Source organism: Burkholderia sp. Se-20378, assembly GCF_017104665.1.
GTDB lineage: Bacteria > Pseudomonadota > Gammaproteobacteria > Burkholderiales > Burkholderiaceae > Burkholderia > Burkholderia lata.
The window spans coordinates 1-15733 of record NZ_JAAGPG010000175.1 but is presented as its reverse complement, the minus strand read 5'-3'; the positions used below and the strand labels follow the sequence as shown (position 1 = coordinate 15733).

Genomic DNA, 15733 nt, shown 5'->3' with positions numbered 1-15733 from the left:
GCCGTCGGGGCCGCAGCCGGAGCCGCGGCTTTCTTTGCGGGCTTGCGTCCGGCCGCGGGCGCTTCGGGCGCCGGGGACGGAATGTCGGCCGGTGCCGTTTCCGGCACGGGATCGTCGAACAGCGACGCCTGTTGCGGCGCGCGGGAAGTCTTGCGGGTTGCCATGCGTGATGCGTGTTATTGCGCGCGCAGCCGGTAGCCGCGCTGCGCCTTGCTGATGTTGTCGGGAGCGAGGCCCGGCAGCGCTTGCTGCAGTTCGGCGGCGAGCGTTGCGAGCGCCGCTTCCGGGCCGTCGATCAGTTCGAGTTCGATTTCGCTGATCGGTTCGCGGCGCGTTTCGTGTTCCGCCTGGACGACGATCTCGCCGAGGTCCACCGCGGCTTCCACGGTTGCGCCGCCGATTGCGATGCGCCACAGCGTACGCGAAAAATCCGTGCGGAACAGCGCCGACAGCGTACCGGCCGCGTCATTCAGCGCGGCGGCGGCTTCCGGCACGTCGCAGGCCGCGACGAGCGCATCGATCTCGAGCGCGTCGCCGGCGACCGGCAGTTCCCATTCGTGGCGGCGATGCAGGCCGCCTTCCGCGCTGCCGACCGTCTTGAACGTCTGCAGCCAGCCTTGCGGCGCGCGGCGCACGCGCACTGCGCTCTTGGAGCGGGCCAGCGCGAGATCGGGCGTGTCGTAATAGACGTTCGCGAGCGTGATGTCGTGACCGGGTTCGCCGGTCAGCGTCTCGAAGAAGCGTCGCGCGGCGTCGGCCTGGCCGGCCGGCAGTGCGAGCTTGATTTCCTTTTCGATCGCCATCAGAAGAACATCCGTGCCAGCTCTTCGCCCGGCTGGTCGGCGCGCATGAACGCTTCGCCGACGAGGAACGTGTTCACGTTCGCCGCCCGCATCGTGTCGACGTCGATGCGCGACAGGATGCCCGATTCGGTCACGACGATGCGGTCCGACGGAATCATGTCGAGCATGTCGAGCGTGGTCTGGATCGACGTCTCGAACGTACGCAGATTGCGGTTGTTGATGCCGAGCAGCGGCGTCTTGAGCGTCAGCGCCTGTTCCATCTCGTTGCGGTCGTGTACTTCGACCAGCACTGCGAGGCCGAGCGAGTGCGCATATGCTTCGAGATCCTGCATCAGCGGCGTGTCGAGCGCGGCGGCGATCAGCAGGATCGCGTCGGCGCCCATCGCGCGCGCTTCCATGATCTGGTACGCGTCGACGATGAAGTCCTTGCGCAGCACCGGCAGCGTGCAGGCCGCGCGCGCTTCCTCGAGGTAGCGAACGCTGCCCTGGAAGAACTGCTCGTCGGTCAGTACCGACAGGCATGCGGCGCCGTGCTCCGCATACGAACGCGCGATGTCGGCCGGCACGAAATGCTCGCGCAGCACGCCTTTCGACGGGCTGGCTTTCTTGATTTCGGAAATCACGGCCGCGTGGCCGGCCGCATGCTTCGCGCGCAGTGCGCCGACGAAGTCGCGCAGATCGCACGCGGATGCTTCCAGTTTCAGTGCCTCGAGCGGCGCGCTGCGCATGGCCGCCGCGACTTCTTCGCGCTTGACGGCGATGATTCGGTCGAGAATGTCGCTCATGGGGATTCCTGCTTGATTCGTAAGGGGAGTCAGCGCTTGAACTGCTGCGTGAAGCGCACGAGTTCATCGACTTTCGCGCGGGCCTTGCCGCTCGCGATCGCTTCGCGGGCGAGCTGGATGCCGTCCGCGATCGATTCGGCGACGTTCGCCGCATAGAGCGCGGTGCCGGCGTTCAGCGTGACGATCTCGCGCGCGACGCCCGGCTGGTTGTCCAGCGCGCCGAGCAGCATCGTGCGCGATTCGTCGGCATTTTCAACCTTCAGCGTGCGGTTCGACACCATCTGCAGGCCGAAGTCTTCCGGATGGATCTCGTATTCGTGCACCTTGCCGTCGCGCAGCTCGCCGACGAGCGTTGCCGCGCCGAGCGATACCTCGTCCATCCCGTCCTTGCCGTACACGACGAGCACGTGTTGCGCGCCCAGACGCTGCATCACGCGCACCTGGATGCCGACGAGGTCGGGGTGGAACACGCCCATCAGCTGGTTCGGTGCGCCGGCCGGATTGGTCAGCGGGCCGAGGATGTTGAAGATCGTGCGCACGCCGAGCTCGCGGCGCACGGCCGCGATGTTCTTCATCGCCGGGTGGTGGTTCGGCGCGAACATGAAGCCCATGCCCGTTTCGGCGATCGATGCGGCAACCTGCTCGGACTGCAGGTCGATGTTCACGCCGAGCGCTTCGAGCACGTCGGCGCTGCCGGACTTGCTCGATACGCCGCGGTTGCCATGCTTCGCGACTTTCGCGCCGGCCGCGGCCGTGACGAACATCGACGCGGTCGAGATGTTGAACGTGTGCGAGCCGTCGCCGCCGGTGCCGACGATGTCGACGAAGTTCGAGTTGTCCTGCACCTCGACGTGGTTCGCGAATTCGCGCATCACGGTCGCGGCGGCGGCGATCTCGCCGATCGTCTCCTTCTTCACGCGCAGCCCGGTGATGATCGCGGCTGCCATCACGGGCGACATGTCGCCGCGCATGATGAGCCGCATCAGGTGCAGCATCTCGTCGTGGAAGATTTCGCGGTGTTCGATCGTGCGCTGCAGCGCTTCCTGCGGGGTAATCGTCATCGTGAGGCTCCCGTCAGGCGGCTTGCGCGGCCGCGGCGCGCGCCTGCTTCAGGAAATTCTCGAGCAGCGCGTGGCCATGCTCGGACAGGATCGATTCCGGGTGGAACTGCACACCTTCGACCGGCAGCGTCTTGTGGCGCACGCCCATGATTTCGCCGTCGTCGGTCCACGCGGACACCTCGAGGCAGTCGGGCAGCGATTCGCGCTCGATCGCGAGCGAGTGATAGCGCGTGACGTCGAAGTGCTTCGGCAGGTCTGCGAATACACCGCGGCAGTCGGTTTCGATCTTGCTCACCTTGCCGTGCATGATGGTCTTCGCGCGCACGACGCGGCCGCCGAAGGCCTCGCCAATCGCCTGATGGCCGAGGCAGACGCCGAGGATCGGCTTCTTGCCCGCGAATTCTTTCAGCACGTCGAGCGTGATGCCCGCGTGCTGCGGGTTGCTCGGGCCGGGCGACAGGCAGATCGCATCGGGATTCAGGCGCGCGATTTCGTCGAGCGTGATTTCGTCGTTGCGGTAGGTGCGCACGTCCTCGCCGAGTTCGCCGAAGTACTGGACCAGGTTGTAGGTAAACGAGTCGTAGTTGTCGATCATGAGCAGCATGGTCAGTCTCCGGTCAGAAGTCGCTATCGAGGCCGTCCTGGACCTGTTCGGCCGCACGCAGCACCGCGCGCGCCTTGTTCTCGGTCTCTTGCCATTCGGATTCGGGCACCGAATCCGCGACGACGCCGGCCGCCGCTTGCACGTACAGGTTGCCGTTGTGGATCAGGCCCGTGCGAATCGCGATCGCGAGATCCATCTCGCCCGAGAACGACAGGTAGCCGACGGCGCCGCCGTACAGCCCGCGCTTGACCGGCTCGAGTTCGTCGATCAGTTCCATCGCACGGACCTTCGGCGCACCGGACAGCGTGCCGGCCGGGAACGTCGCGCGCAGCACGTCGTAGTTCGTCATGCCGGGCTTCAGCTTGCCTTCGACCGAGCTGACGATGTGCTGTACGTGCGAGTATTTCTCGATGACCATCTGGTCGGTCACGTGCACCGAGCCGATTTGCGCGATGCGGCCGACGTCGTTGCGCGCGAGGTCGATCAGCATCACGTGCTCGGCGATCTCCTTCGGATCGTTGAGCAGCTCGGTCGCGAGTTCCGCGTCGCGCTCGGGCGTGTTGCCGCGCGGGCGCGTGCCGGCGAGCGGGCGAATCGTGACGATCTGGTCTTCGCCGCGCTTTTCCTGCCGCACGAGGATTTCCGGCGATGCGCCGACCACATGGAAATCGCCGAAGTTGTAGTAGTACATGTACGGCGACGGGTTCAGCGAACGCAGCGCGCGATACAGCGACAGCGGGTTGTCGCGGTACGGCTTCGTCAGACGCTGGCCGACCTGGATCTGCATCAGCTCGCCGGCCGCGATGTATTCCTTCGCCTGGCGCACGGCGGCCAGATAGTCGTCCTTCTTGAACTCGCGGAACGTCTCGGTGCGCACGCTCGCCGACGTGACGGGCGGCTGCACGGTCGTGCGCAGGCGCTGCTTCAGTTCGCGCAGGCGCTGTTTCGCCTTCGTATAGGCCTCGGCCTGGCTTGGGTCCGCGTAGATGATCAGGTACAGCTTGCCGGCGAGGTTGTCGATGACCGCGACTTCCTCGGTCAGCAGCAACTGGATATCGGGCAGGCCGAGATCGTCACGCGGCGTGGTGTTCGCGAGCTTCTTCTCGATGTAGCGCACCGCGTCGTAGCCGAAATAGCCGGCGAGACCGCCGCAGAAGCGCGGCAGGCCCGGGCGCTGCGCTACCTTGAAGCGGGCCTGGAACGATTCGATGAACTGGAACGGGTCGCCGTCATGGGTCTCGACGACCTGGCCGTCGCGCACGACTTCCGACACGCCGTTGCGAGTACGCACGAGCGTACGGGCGGGCAGGCCGATGAACGAATAGCGGCCGAAGCGTTCGCCGCCGACCACCGATTCGAGCAGGAACGAGTTGGCGCCCGAGCGTTCGGGCTGGGCCAGCTTCAGGTAGAGGGACAGCGGCGTTTCGAGATCGGCGAGGGCTTCCGCGATCAGCGGGATGCGGTTGTAGCCTTCGTTCGCGAGCGATTGAAATTCGAGTTCGGTCATGTTCCGGTCCTGTTCGGGACGAGCGGCGCGTGCGCCAGGGATCACTTGACGCTGCGCGGGTTGCCGTCGGCGAAAGGGCGGTCGATCGAGAAGTGCCTGTTGCCGGCCGGCACTCCGGGCGTGAACGTCGCGAGCCTGCGGCCGAGCCTGAACGCAAGCGTTCGGACGCGGTAGAACTCGAGGTGGTGCGACGATCGGCGCGCGGATGCGCAGCGAGATAAAAAACGGCGCTGAAGACGTGCTTCAGCGTACCTCATCGAAGAGGTTAGCGCGACCAGCGACGCCAGGGCCAGGCTCCCCGGTCGATGCTGCTCAGACTCCGTTTTTTATTCAGAAACATGCAGATGGAAGAAATAATCAGAGGGTTGGCCGGCCGGCGTTGTGCGCGGAGATCGCGCGAGCTGCGACCAGCAACGAATCGACTATACCATCCGAATTTATCGTTTGTATAGCTTTGCCATGGTTGTAGCCGTACGGCACCGTCAGCGTCGCCATTCCGGCCGCGCGGCCTGCCAGCGCATCGTTTTCCGAGTCGCCGATCGCGACTGCCGCATCCGGTGCGACGCCGAGCGCGTTGCAGGCCGTCAGCATCGGCAACGGGTCGGGCTTCTTGCGCGCGACGCTGTCGCCGCCGAGCACGATGCCGAAGCAATCGGACAGCCCGTATTGTTCGAGCAGCTCGACCGCGAAGCGATGCGGCTTGTTCGTCACGCACGCGAGCCGGATGCCGGCTGCGCGCAGCGCGTCGAGGCCGGCGGCCACGTCCGGATAGAGGCGCGCGTGGCGGCCGTTGATCTTCGCGTACTCGATCTGGTAAATCGCCAGCGCATCGTCGAAGCGCGCGTGCGCTTCGTCAGCCGGGAAACGCGGCTTCAGCACGCTCTGGATCAGGTGTTCGGAGCCCTTGCCGACGTAGCCGATTACCTCGTCGCGCGACGTGGCCGGCGCGCCGAGCTGCGCGAGCATCCCGTTCAGGCCGGCCGTGAAATCGTCGGCCGTATCGACCATGGTGCCGTCGAGATCGATCAGCGCCGCATCGATGCGCGGCGTGGCGAAGCGGATCGGGGCGGCTTTCGTGGCGGCCCCGGCCGGCACATGGCCGGCAAGCGACGAGTCGGCCACGGCGTCAGCTCCGCTCGACGGTAGCGAGCGCGGCGCGCATCTCGTCGATCACCTTGCGGTAGTCGGGCTTGCCGAAGATCGCCGAACCCGCGACGAATGTGTCGGCTCCGGCTGCCGCGATTTCCGCGATGTTGTCGGTTTTCACGCCGCCGTCGACTTCGAGCAGGATCTCGCGGCCGGTGCGCTCGGTGTACGCGTCGATGCGTGCACGTGCTTCGCGCAGCTTGTTCAGCGTTTCCGGAATGAACGACTGGCCGCCGAAGCCCGGGTTGACCGACATCAGCAGCACGAAGTCGAGGCGATCCATCACGTGGTCGAGGTAGTTCAGCGGCGTGGCCGGGTTGAACACCAGGCCGGCCTTGCAGCCGTGGTCGCGGATCAGCGACAGCGTGCGGTCGATGTGATCGGAGCCTTCCGGGTGGAAGCTGATCAGGTTTGCACCGGCCTTCGCAAAATCGGGCACGATCCGGTCGACCGGGCGCACCATCAGGTGCACGTCGATCGGCACCTGCACGTGCGGGCGGATCGCTTCGCACACGAGCGGGCCGATGGTCAGGTTCGGCACGTAATGGTTGTCCATCACGTCGAAGTGGATCCAGTCGGCGCCGGCGGCGACCACGTTGCGGACTTCTTCGCCGAGCCGAGCGAAATCGGACGACAGGATGCTGGGAGCGATGCGAAATTGGGTCATGGCAGGGGAGCGGGGACGTTGCGGCGCAAAACCGCCATTCTACCGTCCGGCGACCCGGTGCGCGGCGGCGGGCCGTGCGGTCAAGGCCCGATTGCGCATAGAATGCCGAACCAATGCGGCGCGCCCGCGGCCCCGTTGCCCATGCCGGCGCGGGCAGTCATCTTCCAGCGGAAACACCATGAGTCAGTATCAGTTCACCGTTTCGGTGAAAACCAGCTACTTGCCGGAACAATCCGACCCCGATCGCCGTCAATACGCATTCGCGTACACGCTGACGATCCGCAACACGGGACAGGTCGCGGCGCAGTTGATCGCGCGTCACTGGATCATCACGGACAGCGAGAACCACGTACAGGAAGTGAAGGGGCTCGGCGTCGTCGGGCACCAGCCGCTGCTGCAGCCGGGCGAGCACTTCGAGTACACGAGCTGGGCCGTGATCGCGACGCCGGTCGGCACGATGCGTGGCGCGTACTTCTGCGTGGCGGAGGACGGCGAGCGTTTCGAGGCGCCGGTCGACGAGTTCGCACTGCACATGCCGCGCACGCTGCATTGAGCGTGCGGAGCGCGTCAGTGCGTTAGCGCGGCTGGCGGTCGTTGTTGCGGGCGTGCTTCTTTCTGCCCGACGACGTCCACACGACGATGAAGATCAGCAGGGCGAGCGCTACGAAGGCTTCGAGCGCGAAGATGAGCATCGGATATTGGTCGAGAAAATCTGACATGGCGGTTTCCATCAAGAACGGACATTGTATGTGGTTTGGGCCCCGGGTGGCCGGGTGGGTTGCGGCGGCCGCGGCAGCGGCGCTGCTTGCGGCGTGCGGTGGCGCGCCGACGCGGACGTCTTCGCTGAAGCCACTGACCGGCGCGGCGATCGTGCCGGGTCAGGTCGCCACGAAGCGGCTCACGCCGGTCGCGTGGCAGCAGGTGCCGGGCCGGCAGGACGATTCGCTGATCGGCGCGACGGCCGCGCTGCGGCAGAACTGCGTGCGACTCGCGCGCCAGCCGGCGTGGTCGCGCGCTTGCGCGGCTGCCGACCGGCTCGACGAGCTTGACGTCAGCAGTGCACGCACGTTCTTCGAAACGTATTTCACGCCGTTCCAGCTCGCGAACACCGACGGTACGCTCGACGGGCTCGTGACCGGCTATTACGAGCCGCTGCTGCATGGTTCGCGCGTGCGCCGCGGTCCGTATCAGTACGCGCTCTACCGCTGGCCGGCCGGTTATCGCGCGGGCGCCGCGCTGCCGGCACGCGCACAGCTCGAACGCGCCGGCATCCTGAACGGCAACGAACTCGTGTGGGTCGACGACCCGATCGAAGCGTTCTTCCTGCAGGTGCAGGGCTCGGGGCGCGTGCTGCTCGACGACGGTTCGGTGATGCGGGTCGGCTTCGGCGGCACCAACAACCAGCCGTACCGCTCGATCGGCAAGTGGCTGCTCGATCGCGGCGAGCTGACGCCCGCTCAGGCGACGATGCAGGGCATCAAGGCGTGGGCGAAGGCGAACCCGACCCGCGTTGACGCGTTGCTCGACACGAACCCGCGTTTCGTGTTCTTCCGCGACATGCCGACCAAGGAAGATGCGCCGCACGGCGGCGCGGACGGCCCGATCGGCGCGCTGGGCGTGCCGCTGACGCCGGAGCGCTCGATCGCCGTCGATCCGTCGTCGATCCCGCTCGGCACGCCGGTGTTCCTGCAGACCACGCGCCCGCTGACGAATACGCCGATGAACCGGCTCGTGTTCGCGCAGGATACGGGCTCAGCGATCAAGGGCGGTGTGCGGGCCGACTATTTCTGGGGGCTCGGCGACGATGCAGGCGATCAGGCCGGGCGGATGAAGCAGGTCGGCCGGATGTGGCTGCTGTTCCCGAATTCGTGATGTGAGGTGGCGCGGGTGGCTGCGGTCGCTTGGGTTGCCGCCGATGCATCCGACGTGGTATTCGTGGATGCGACGGGGTGCGTGGGGTGTGTCGCCCTGATCATGAGGGCGATCGTGCGGTGTCAGCTTTCGTGATGCGTGCGTCGCGTCGGCGAGTGCCCCAACGGCGTCCCGGAATGAAACAGCCCGATCGGCGTTGGCCGATCGGGCTGTTTCATTTGCAGCCACGGATTCAGCGCGCGCAATTAACGCGCAGCGATTTTCGTCAGCCCTTGCGCTTGTCGACGACGCGTCGCGCCTTGCCGACCGATCGCTCGATCCCGTTCACGGGCAGCACGTTGATTACGGCCGTCACGCCGATCAGCGACTTGATGTCATAAGCGAGCGCCTGTTTTGCCGCATGAATCGCCGCCGTATCGGGCGCGGTCTCGGGGCAAGGCTCGACGTTGAGCGTCATCACGTCGAGCGGGCCTTCCTTCGTCAGCACGATCTGATAGTGCGGTGCGAGCGCGCGCTGCTTGAGCAACTGCTCCTCGATCTGCGTCGGGAATACGTTCACGCCGCGCACGATCATCATGTCGTCCGAGCGCCCCGTGATCTTCTCCATCCGGCGCATCGTGCGGGCCGTGCCCGGCAACAGCCGCGTGAGGTCGCGGGTCCGGTAGCGGACGATCGGCAGCGCCTCCTTCGTCAGCGACGTGAACACGAGCTCGCCGAGTTCGCCGTCCGGAAGCACTTCGCCGGTTTCAGGATCGATGATTTCCGGATAGAAGTGGTCTTCCCAGATGGTCGGGCCGTCCTTGGTCTCGACGCATTCGGACGCGACGCCGGGGCCCATCACTTCGGACAGCCCATAAATGTCGACCGCATCGATGCCCATCCGCTGCTCGATCGCGACGCGCATGTCGTTGGTCCAGGGTTCCGCGCCGAAGATGCCGATGCGCAGCGAACTCTGCACGGGATCGAGGCCCTGGCGCTCGATTTCGTCGGCGATCGACAGCATGTAGCTCGGCGTCACCATGATGATGTCGGGCCGGAAATCCTGGATCAGCTGTACCTGCTTCTCGGTCTGGCCGCCGCCGAACGGAATCACGGTCAGCCCTGCGCGTTCGGCGCCGTAGTGCGCGCCGAGCCCGCCCGTGAACAAGCCGTAGCCGTAGCTGACGTGCACCTTGTCGCCGCGGCGCGCACCGGCGGCGCGGATCGAGCGCGCGACGAGATTCGCCCATGTGTCGATGTCGCCGGCCGTATAGCCGACGACCGTCGGCTTGCCAGTCGTGCCCGACGACGCATGAATGCGCGAGATCTGGTCCTGCGGCACCGCGAACATCCCGAACGGGTAACTGTCGCGCAGGTCGCTCTTCGTCGTGAACGGGAAGCGCGACAGGTCGGCGAGCGTCTTCAGATCGTCCGGATGGACGCCCGCGTCGTCGAACTTGCGACGATAGACGGGGGAGTGGTCATACGCATGCCGGAGCGACCACTTGAGGCGTTCGAGCTGCAGCGCGGTCAGCTCGTCGCGTGAGGCGGTCTCGATCGGCTCGAGCGGTAGCGGGGTAGTCATGCATGTCTCCAGTGTTTGTTATGTGCGAGCCGTCGACGTCAGCGGTCTTCCGGGATGACCGTGCCCTTGATCTGGGCGGATTTGCCGCGAAACATCGCGACGGTTTCGCCGGTCTGGTTCGTGACGCGGATGTCGTAGATGCCTTGGCGGCCGGCGCGCGCCTGCTCGATCGCTTCGGCCGTCAGCACGTCGTCGCCGTGCACGGGGCGCAGGAATTCGATCGAGCAGCCGGCCGCGACGGTGTTCACGTTGTACGAGTTGCACGCGAACGCGAACGTCGAATCGGCCAGCGTGAAGATGATCCCGCCATGGCAGGTCTGATGACCGTTCAGGAATTCGGGACGCACTCGCATCTGCAGGCGCGCGTAGCCTGCGCGTACTTCGGCGATTTCCATCCCGAACGCGCGGCTGCATGCATCGGCGTCGTACATGGCCCGCGCGGTGGCGCGGGCGAGCGAATCGGGGTCGAGCGTGGCCGTGGTGGTCGTCATGTCAACGCCCCTCGAAGCGCGGCGCGCGCTTCTCGATGAATGCCTTCACGCCTTCCGCGTAGTCGTGCGACTGCCCGAGCGTGCGTTGCAGGTCGCGTTCCATGTCGAGTTGCTGGTCGAGCGTGTTCGTGACACTGGCGCGCATCGATTGCTTGATCGATGCGATCGCAAGCGTCGGCTGCTGCGCGAGCTGGGTGGCGAGCTGGCGGGCTGTCGCAGCGAGCGTGTCGTCGTCGACGGCACGCCAGATCAAGCCCCATTGCTCGGCCTGTTCGGCCCCGAGCTTGTCGCCGGTCAGTGCGAGCCCCAGCGCGCGTGCCATGCCGACGCGTTGCGGCAGGAACCACGTACCGCCGGAATCGGGTACGAGCCCGATCTTGACGAAGGCCTGGATGAAACTGCTCGAGCGGGCGGCGAACACGAGATCGCAGGCGAGTGCGAGATTCGCACCGGCGCCGGCCGCCGTACCATTGACGGCGGCGATCACCGGAATCGGCAGCCGCTGCAGGCGGCGGATCAGCGGATTGAAGTGTTCGTCGATCAGCGTGCCGAGGTCGGTAGACGCGCCCGGCGTGAAGTCGAGATCGGCCAGGTCCTGGCCGGCGCAGAAGCCGCGCCCCGCACCTGTCAGGATCAGCGCGCGCGCGCCGGCCGCCTCGACATCATCGAGTGCCGACTGCAGCTCGCGATGCATCGCCCGCGTAAAGCTGTTCAGCTTGTCGGGGCGGTTGAGAGTAATCGTGGCTACGTTCGAGGCCTGATCGATATCCAGCTGAATCGCCTGATAGGACATGCAGTGTCTCCTTCATGACTTCGTTATAGGCGCGCGGTGGGTTGGTTACACACGCTCGATCGCGAGTGCGATGCCCTGGCCGACGCCGATGCACATCGTACAGAGCGCAAAGCGGCCGCCCGTACGCTCGAGTTGATGGAGCGCCGTGGTCACGAGCCGGGCGCCCGATGCGCCGAGCGGATGCCCCAATGCGATTGCGCCACCGTTCGGATTCACGCGCGGATCGTCGTCGGCGACGCCGAGCATGCGCAGCACCGCGAGCCCTTGGGACGCGAACGCCTCGTTCAGTTCGATGACGTCGAACTGATCGATGGTCATGCCGAGCTGGTGCAGCAGTTTTTGCGTGGCCGGTGCGGGCCCGATGCCCATCACGCGCGGCGCGACGCCGGCCGTCGCCATACCGATGACGCGTGCGCGGCGGCGCAGACCGTACTGATCGGCTGCCTGCGCATTGGCGAGCAGCAGCGCGCACGCACCGTCGTTGACGCCCGATGCGTTGCCGGCCGTCACCGAGCCGTCCGGGCGCACGACGCCTTTCAGCTTCGCGAGCGCTTCGAGTGACGTCTCGCGAGGGTGCTCATCGCGCGATACGACCACCGGATCGCCTTTCTTCTGCGGAATCGTGACCGCGACGATTTCGTCGGCGAGCGTGCCGTCCTGCTGCGCACGCGCGGCCTTCTGCTGGCTGCGCAGCGCGAACAGATCCTGGTCGGCGCGGCTGATGGTGTAGTCGACCGCGACGTTTTCGGCCGTCTCGGGCATCGAATCGACGCCATACAGCTGTTTCATCAGCGGATTGATGAAACGCCAGCCGATCGTCGTGTCGAAAATGTCGGCCTGGCGTGCGAACGCGCTCGTGGCCTTGCCCATCACGAACGGCGCACGCGTCATGCTCTCGACGCCGCCTGCGATCATCAGGCGAGCCTCGCCCGCCTTGATCGCGCGCGCGGCTGTGCCGACCGCGTCCATCCCGGAGCCGCACAGCCGGTTCAGCGTCGTGCCGGGCACGTCGGTCGGCAGGCCCGCGAGCAGCGCCGACATGCGTGCGACGTTGCGATTGTCCTCGCCGGCCTGGTTTGCGCAGCCGTAGATCACGTCGTCGATCGCCGTCCAGTCGACGTCACGGTTGCGCTCGATGAGCGCCTTGAGCGGCACCGCACCGAGGTCGTCGGCGCGGACATCTTTCAGGGCGCCGCCGTAGCGGCCGATGGGGGTGCGAATCGCGTCGCAGATATAGGCGTCTGTCATGGGCGTATCGATGAGCAACGAACCCGCCAGGTGGCGGATTCGTTCATGGTAGAGAGCGTGGCGGCGTTTGCACGTCGGCCATTCGGGTTATACCGGTTGGCCGGCTTCCGCGGGTGCAGCCTTCGGGGCAACATGGATGCGGCTTTGCACCACGCGGAACCGGTTGGCGACGAACGCCGGGTCGGCCAGTGCCGCGTTGGCTGCCGGGTTTGCGCCTGTGCCGTGGAAATCCGAGAACGCTGCCGACTGGTTCACGAACACACCGCCCGTCAGGTTGATCGACAGCGCGACGCCACCGCGCACTGCCGCGTCGTGGGCAGCGTCGACGATCGCGTCATCGGTGCTGTAGACGGCGAGCGTCAGCGCGCCATGTTCCGCCGCGATTTCTCCGGCGAGGTCGAGCGATTGTGCGGTCGAGTCGGTCGCGATCACGAACGAGATCGGGCCGAACCATTCCTGCGTGAATTTCTCGCGATCGGCCACGTCCAGTTGCAGCACGAGCGGCGTGCGCACGCGGGCATCGGGGAACGCAGGGTGCTGGAGGGTCAGGCTGTCGGCGAGCACGCGGCCAAGCTGGCGGGCGTCGTCGATGCGTGCGGTCACACCTTCGTTCTGGATTGCGCCGATCAGTTCGACCGAGCGTGCCGGGTCGCCGGTGAGTTTTTGCACGGAAATGGCGATTGCCTGTGCGACCTCGTCGAAGCTCGCGTGGCCGTCCGCCGTCCGGATGCCGTCGCGCGGCACGTAGATGTTCTGCGGTGCCGTGCACATCTGCCCGGAGTACAGCGCCAGCGAGAACGCGATGTTCTTGGCTGCGGCCTTCAGGTCGTCGGTCGAGTCGATCACGATCTGGTTGACGCCGGCCTTCTCGGTATAGACCTGTGCCTGGTGGGCATGGCGTTCGAGCCACGTGCCGTTTTGCGTGCTGCCGGTGAAGTCGATCAGCTTGATCTCGGGGCGCAGCGCGAGATCCTGAACGAGTGCGCCGTCGTTGGGTTCGGTCGCGAGGAGCGTGACGACGTTCGGATCGAAACCGGCTTCGCGCAGCACGTCGCGAGCGATCCGGACGGTGACGGCGAGAGGCAGGATCGCGCCCGGATGCGGTTTGACGATCACGGTGTTGCCGGTCGCGAGATCGGCGAACAGGCCGGGATAGCCGTTCCAGGTCGGGAACGTGCAGCAGCCAAGCACGAGCCCGGTGCCGCGCGGGACGATCGTATAGCGCTTGTGCATCGCGAGCGGCGGGTTCTTGCCTTGCGGCTTTTCCCAGTGCGCATCGGCCGGGATGCGGCGCAGTTCGTCCCATGCATAGGCGACTGCCTCGAGCGCGCGATCTTGCGCGTGCGGGCCGCCGGCCTGGAACGCCATCATGAATGCCTGCCCCGTGGTGTGCATCACGCTGTAGGCGATTTCGAAGCTGGCACGATTCAGGCGCGCGAGGATTTCGAGGCTGACGCCGATCCAGGCGCTCGGGCCGGCTTCGCGCCACGTGCGTTGCGCGGCGGCAGCGGCGGCGATCAGTTCGTCGGGCGTCGACTTCGGATACCGGATGCCCAGTGCAATGCCGTACGGCGACCGCTCTGCGCCGACCGTTTCTCCGGACGCCGGCTGGTCGAGCACGAACGTCTTGTCGAGGTGCGACTTGAACGCGGCCTCGCCATCTGCGTTTGCGCTTTCCCCGTACACTTTGGGGCTCGGCATTTCGGCGAACGGGCTCCAGTACCCGCGGCTCTCGATGGCGGCGAGTGCGTGTTTCAGCGTGTCTTCGTGCTTCGTGAACAGTGCATGGGTCATGGCGGCGGCCTGATGGACGTTGAGAGGGATTGGATCGATTAATTAACCGACCGGTTGGTCGGAGAATGGTAGCATCAAACTATTCGCATGTGCGAGGCGTTTCTCATTTCATTGATCGAGGAGAAATAGATGGCTTACGAGAACATCCTGGTGGAGACCCGGGGGCGTGTCGGGCTGGTTACGCTGAACCGTCCGAAGGCGCTGAATGCGCTGAACGATGCGCTGATGGATGAGTTGGGTGACGCGCTGAAGGCGTTCGATGCGGACGATGGCATCGGCGCGATCGTCGTAACCGGGAGCGAGAAGGCATTCGCGGCCGGCGCGGACATCGGCATGATGGCGACCTACTCCTATATGGATGTCTACCGGGGTGACTACATTACGCGCAACTGGGAGACGGTCCGCGAGATCCGCAAGCCGATCATTGCAGCGGTTTCGGGCTTTGCGCTGGGTGGCGGCTGCGAGCTGGCCATGATGTGCGACATCATCTTCGCGGCGGACACGGCCAAGTTCGGCCAGCCGGAAATCAAGCTGGGCGTCATGCCGGGTGCGGGCGGCACGCAGCGCCTGCCGCGTGCGGTGTCGAAGGCGAAGGCGATGGACATGTGCCTGACCGCTCGCTTCATGGATGCTGCCGAAGCGGAGCGCGCGGGGCTCGTGTCGCGCGTGCTGCCGGCCGACACGCTGCTCGACGAGGCGCTTGCCGCCGCGGCGACGATCGCCGAGTTTTCGCTGCCGGCGGTCATGATGGTCAAGGAATCGGTGAACCGTGCGTACGAGACGACGCTGGCCGAAGGCGTCCACTTCGAGCGTCGGCTGTTTCATTCGCTGTTCGCGACCGAAGACCAGAAGGAAGGGATGGCGGCATTCGTCGAGAAACGGAAGCCGGTGTTCAAGCACCGCTGATCGGGCTACTTGGGTACTTGGCCGACGACTGGTGGCTATCGGTTGTCGGTGTGGTTGCTCGGCCCGTCGAGCCCCAAGCCCCCGTGCGCGTCAGCGCACGGGGGCTTTTTCAAATTTATTTCACAAAGGGGCTTGCGTAGTTGGGGGCGGGTGCTTAGAATCACGCCTCTTTCGCGCTAACGGAAACGCAGCGCGGAAGAGGGAAGCAAGGGGGGGTGGTGTGCTGGAGTCTGAAGCGCGCAACCGGCCTGGAAGTTGAGCCCCGCAGTCGCAACGATGTAGTGAAAAAAGTTGTTGACGAAATGCGAAACACGGTTCATAATCTCGCTTCTCTGCTGCTGAAAACGCAGCGCTGCTGAGAAACGCGAAGTTCCTCGCAGAATGCTCTTTAAAAATTAACAGCCGATAAGTGTGGGCGCTTGATGGAAGCGAGCTGATCCTCGGATCAGATAGCGAAAGTATCAAGAGTCTCACACTAAAGTAAGTCAGGTT

General features: G+C 65.6%; 16 protein-coding genes and 1 pseudogene. 3 read left to right on the top strand and 14 right to left on the bottom strand.

Annotation, left to right across the window (positions count from 1 at the left end; genetic code table 11):
- The 8 genes and pseudogenes from G3N93_RS41610 to rpe form a co-directional block, all read right to left on the bottom strand.
- Positions 1-164, bottom strand: a pseudogene (locus G3N93_RS41610) (uracil-DNA glycosylase); the annotation flags it as partial.
- Positions 165-176: 12 nt separating this feature from the next.
- A complete protein-coding gene (locus tag G3N93_RS19225) occupies positions 177-803 on the bottom strand; it encodes a CYTH domain-containing protein (RefSeq protein ID WP_174939688.1) in 627 nt (208 codons plus the stop codon).
- Complete coding sequence (gene trpC, locus G3N93_RS19220; RefSeq protein WP_206133728.1) at positions 803-1588, bottom strand: indole-3-glycerol phosphate synthase TrpC; 786 nt, start codon at positions 1586-1588, stop codon at positions 803-805. The genes G3N93_RS19225 and trpC overlap by 1 nt, the downstream gene beginning before the upstream one ends.
- A 29-nt stretch (positions 1589-1617) precedes the next feature.
- Positions 1618-2649: an anthranilate phosphoribosyltransferase gene (gene trpD, locus G3N93_RS19215; RefSeq protein ID WP_027788472.1), complete on the bottom strand. Its 1032-nt coding sequence runs from the start codon at positions 2647-2649 to the stop codon at positions 1618-1620.
- Between the two features lie 13 nt (positions 2650-2662).
- A complete protein-coding gene (locus G3N93_RS19210; protein WP_174984508.1) occupies positions 2663-3253 on the bottom strand; it encodes an aminodeoxychorismate/anthranilate synthase component II in 591 nt (196 codons plus the stop codon).
- A 13-nt stretch (positions 3254-3266) separates the two neighbouring features.
- A complete protein-coding gene (gene trpE, locus G3N93_RS19205) occupies positions 3267-4760 on the bottom strand; it encodes an anthranilate synthase component I (RefSeq protein WP_174939682.1) in 1494 nt (497 codons plus the stop codon).
- Positions 4761-5117: 357 nt separating this feature from the next.
- A complete protein-coding gene (locus G3N93_RS19200) occupies positions 5118-5882 on the bottom strand; it encodes a phosphoglycolate phosphatase (RefSeq protein ID WP_206133727.1) in 765 nt (254 codons plus the stop codon).
- A 4-nt stretch (positions 5883-5886) separates the two neighbouring features.
- Positions 5887-6573, bottom strand: coding sequence for a ribulose-phosphate 3-epimerase (gene rpe, locus G3N93_RS19195; RefSeq protein WP_206133726.1), 687 nt, complete (start codon positions 6571-6573; stop codon positions 5887-5889).
- A gap of 178 nt (positions 6574-6751) precedes the next feature.
- Between rpe and apaG the strand changes: the two genes are divergently transcribed.
- Positions 6752-7126: a Co2+/Mg2+ efflux protein ApaG gene (apaG, locus tag G3N93_RS19190; RefSeq protein WP_011350820.1), complete on the top strand. Its 375-nt coding sequence runs from the start codon at positions 6752-6754 to the stop codon at positions 7124-7126.
- 22 nt (positions 7127-7148) lie between these two features.
- Here apaG and G3N93_RS41605 read toward each other — a convergent pair whose 3' ends face one another.
- Positions 7149-7292, bottom strand: coding sequence for a hypothetical protein (locus G3N93_RS41605; RefSeq protein ID WP_014898203.1), 144 nt, complete (start codon positions 7290-7292; stop codon positions 7149-7151).
- 28 nt (positions 7293-7320) lie between these two features.
- On the opposite strand from G3N93_RS41605, the gene G3N93_RS19185 reads away from it, so the two are divergent.
- Positions 7321-8445, top strand: coding sequence for a murein transglycosylase A (locus tag G3N93_RS19185; RefSeq protein WP_241026599.1), 1125 nt, complete (start codon positions 7321-7323; stop codon positions 8443-8445).
- A 265-nt stretch (positions 8446-8710) separates the two neighbouring features.
- On the opposite strand, the gene paaK is transcribed toward G3N93_RS19185, so the two are convergent.
- The 5 genes from paaK to paaN all read right to left on the bottom strand — a co-directional run bounded on the left by paaK (position 8711) and on the right by paaN (position 14335).
- Complete coding sequence (gene paaK, locus G3N93_RS19180) at positions 8711-10009, bottom strand: phenylacetate--CoA ligase PaaK (protein ID WP_069247036.1); 1299 nt, start codon at positions 10007-10009, stop codon at positions 8711-8713.
- Between the two features lie 38 nt (positions 10010-10047).
- Positions 10048-10500, bottom strand: a complete 453-nt coding sequence (paaI, locus tag G3N93_RS19175; RefSeq protein ID WP_174942319.1) for a hydroxyphenylacetyl-CoA thioesterase PaaI — start codon at positions 10498-10500, stop codon at positions 10048-10050.
- 1 nt (position 10501) lies between these two features.
- On the bottom strand, positions 10502-11293 hold the full coding sequence (gene paaG, locus G3N93_RS19170; protein WP_174942321.1) for a 2-(1,2-epoxy-1,2-dihydrophenyl)acetyl-CoA isomerase PaaG: 792 nt from the start codon (positions 11291-11293) through the stop codon (positions 10502-10504).
- Between the two features lie 45 nt (positions 11294-11338).
- Positions 11339-12541 (bottom strand): 3-oxoadipyl-CoA thiolase, encoded by a 1203-nt coding sequence (gene pcaF, locus G3N93_RS19165; RefSeq protein ID WP_174939669.1) that lies wholly within the window; start codon positions 12539-12541, stop codon positions 11339-11341.
- 87 nt (positions 12542-12628) lie between these two features.
- Positions 12629-14335, bottom strand: a complete 1707-nt coding sequence (gene paaN / locus G3N93_RS19160; RefSeq protein ID WP_206133724.1) for a phenylacetic acid degradation protein PaaN — start codon at positions 14333-14335, stop codon at positions 12629-12631.
- 129 nt (positions 14336-14464) lie between these two features.
- Between paaN and G3N93_RS19155 the strand changes: the two genes are divergently transcribed.
- On the top strand, positions 14465-15241 hold the full coding sequence (locus G3N93_RS19155; RefSeq protein WP_089424403.1) for an enoyl-CoA hydratase: 777 nt from the start codon (positions 14465-14467) through the stop codon (positions 15239-15241).
- Positions 15242-15733: the final 492 nt, after the last annotated feature.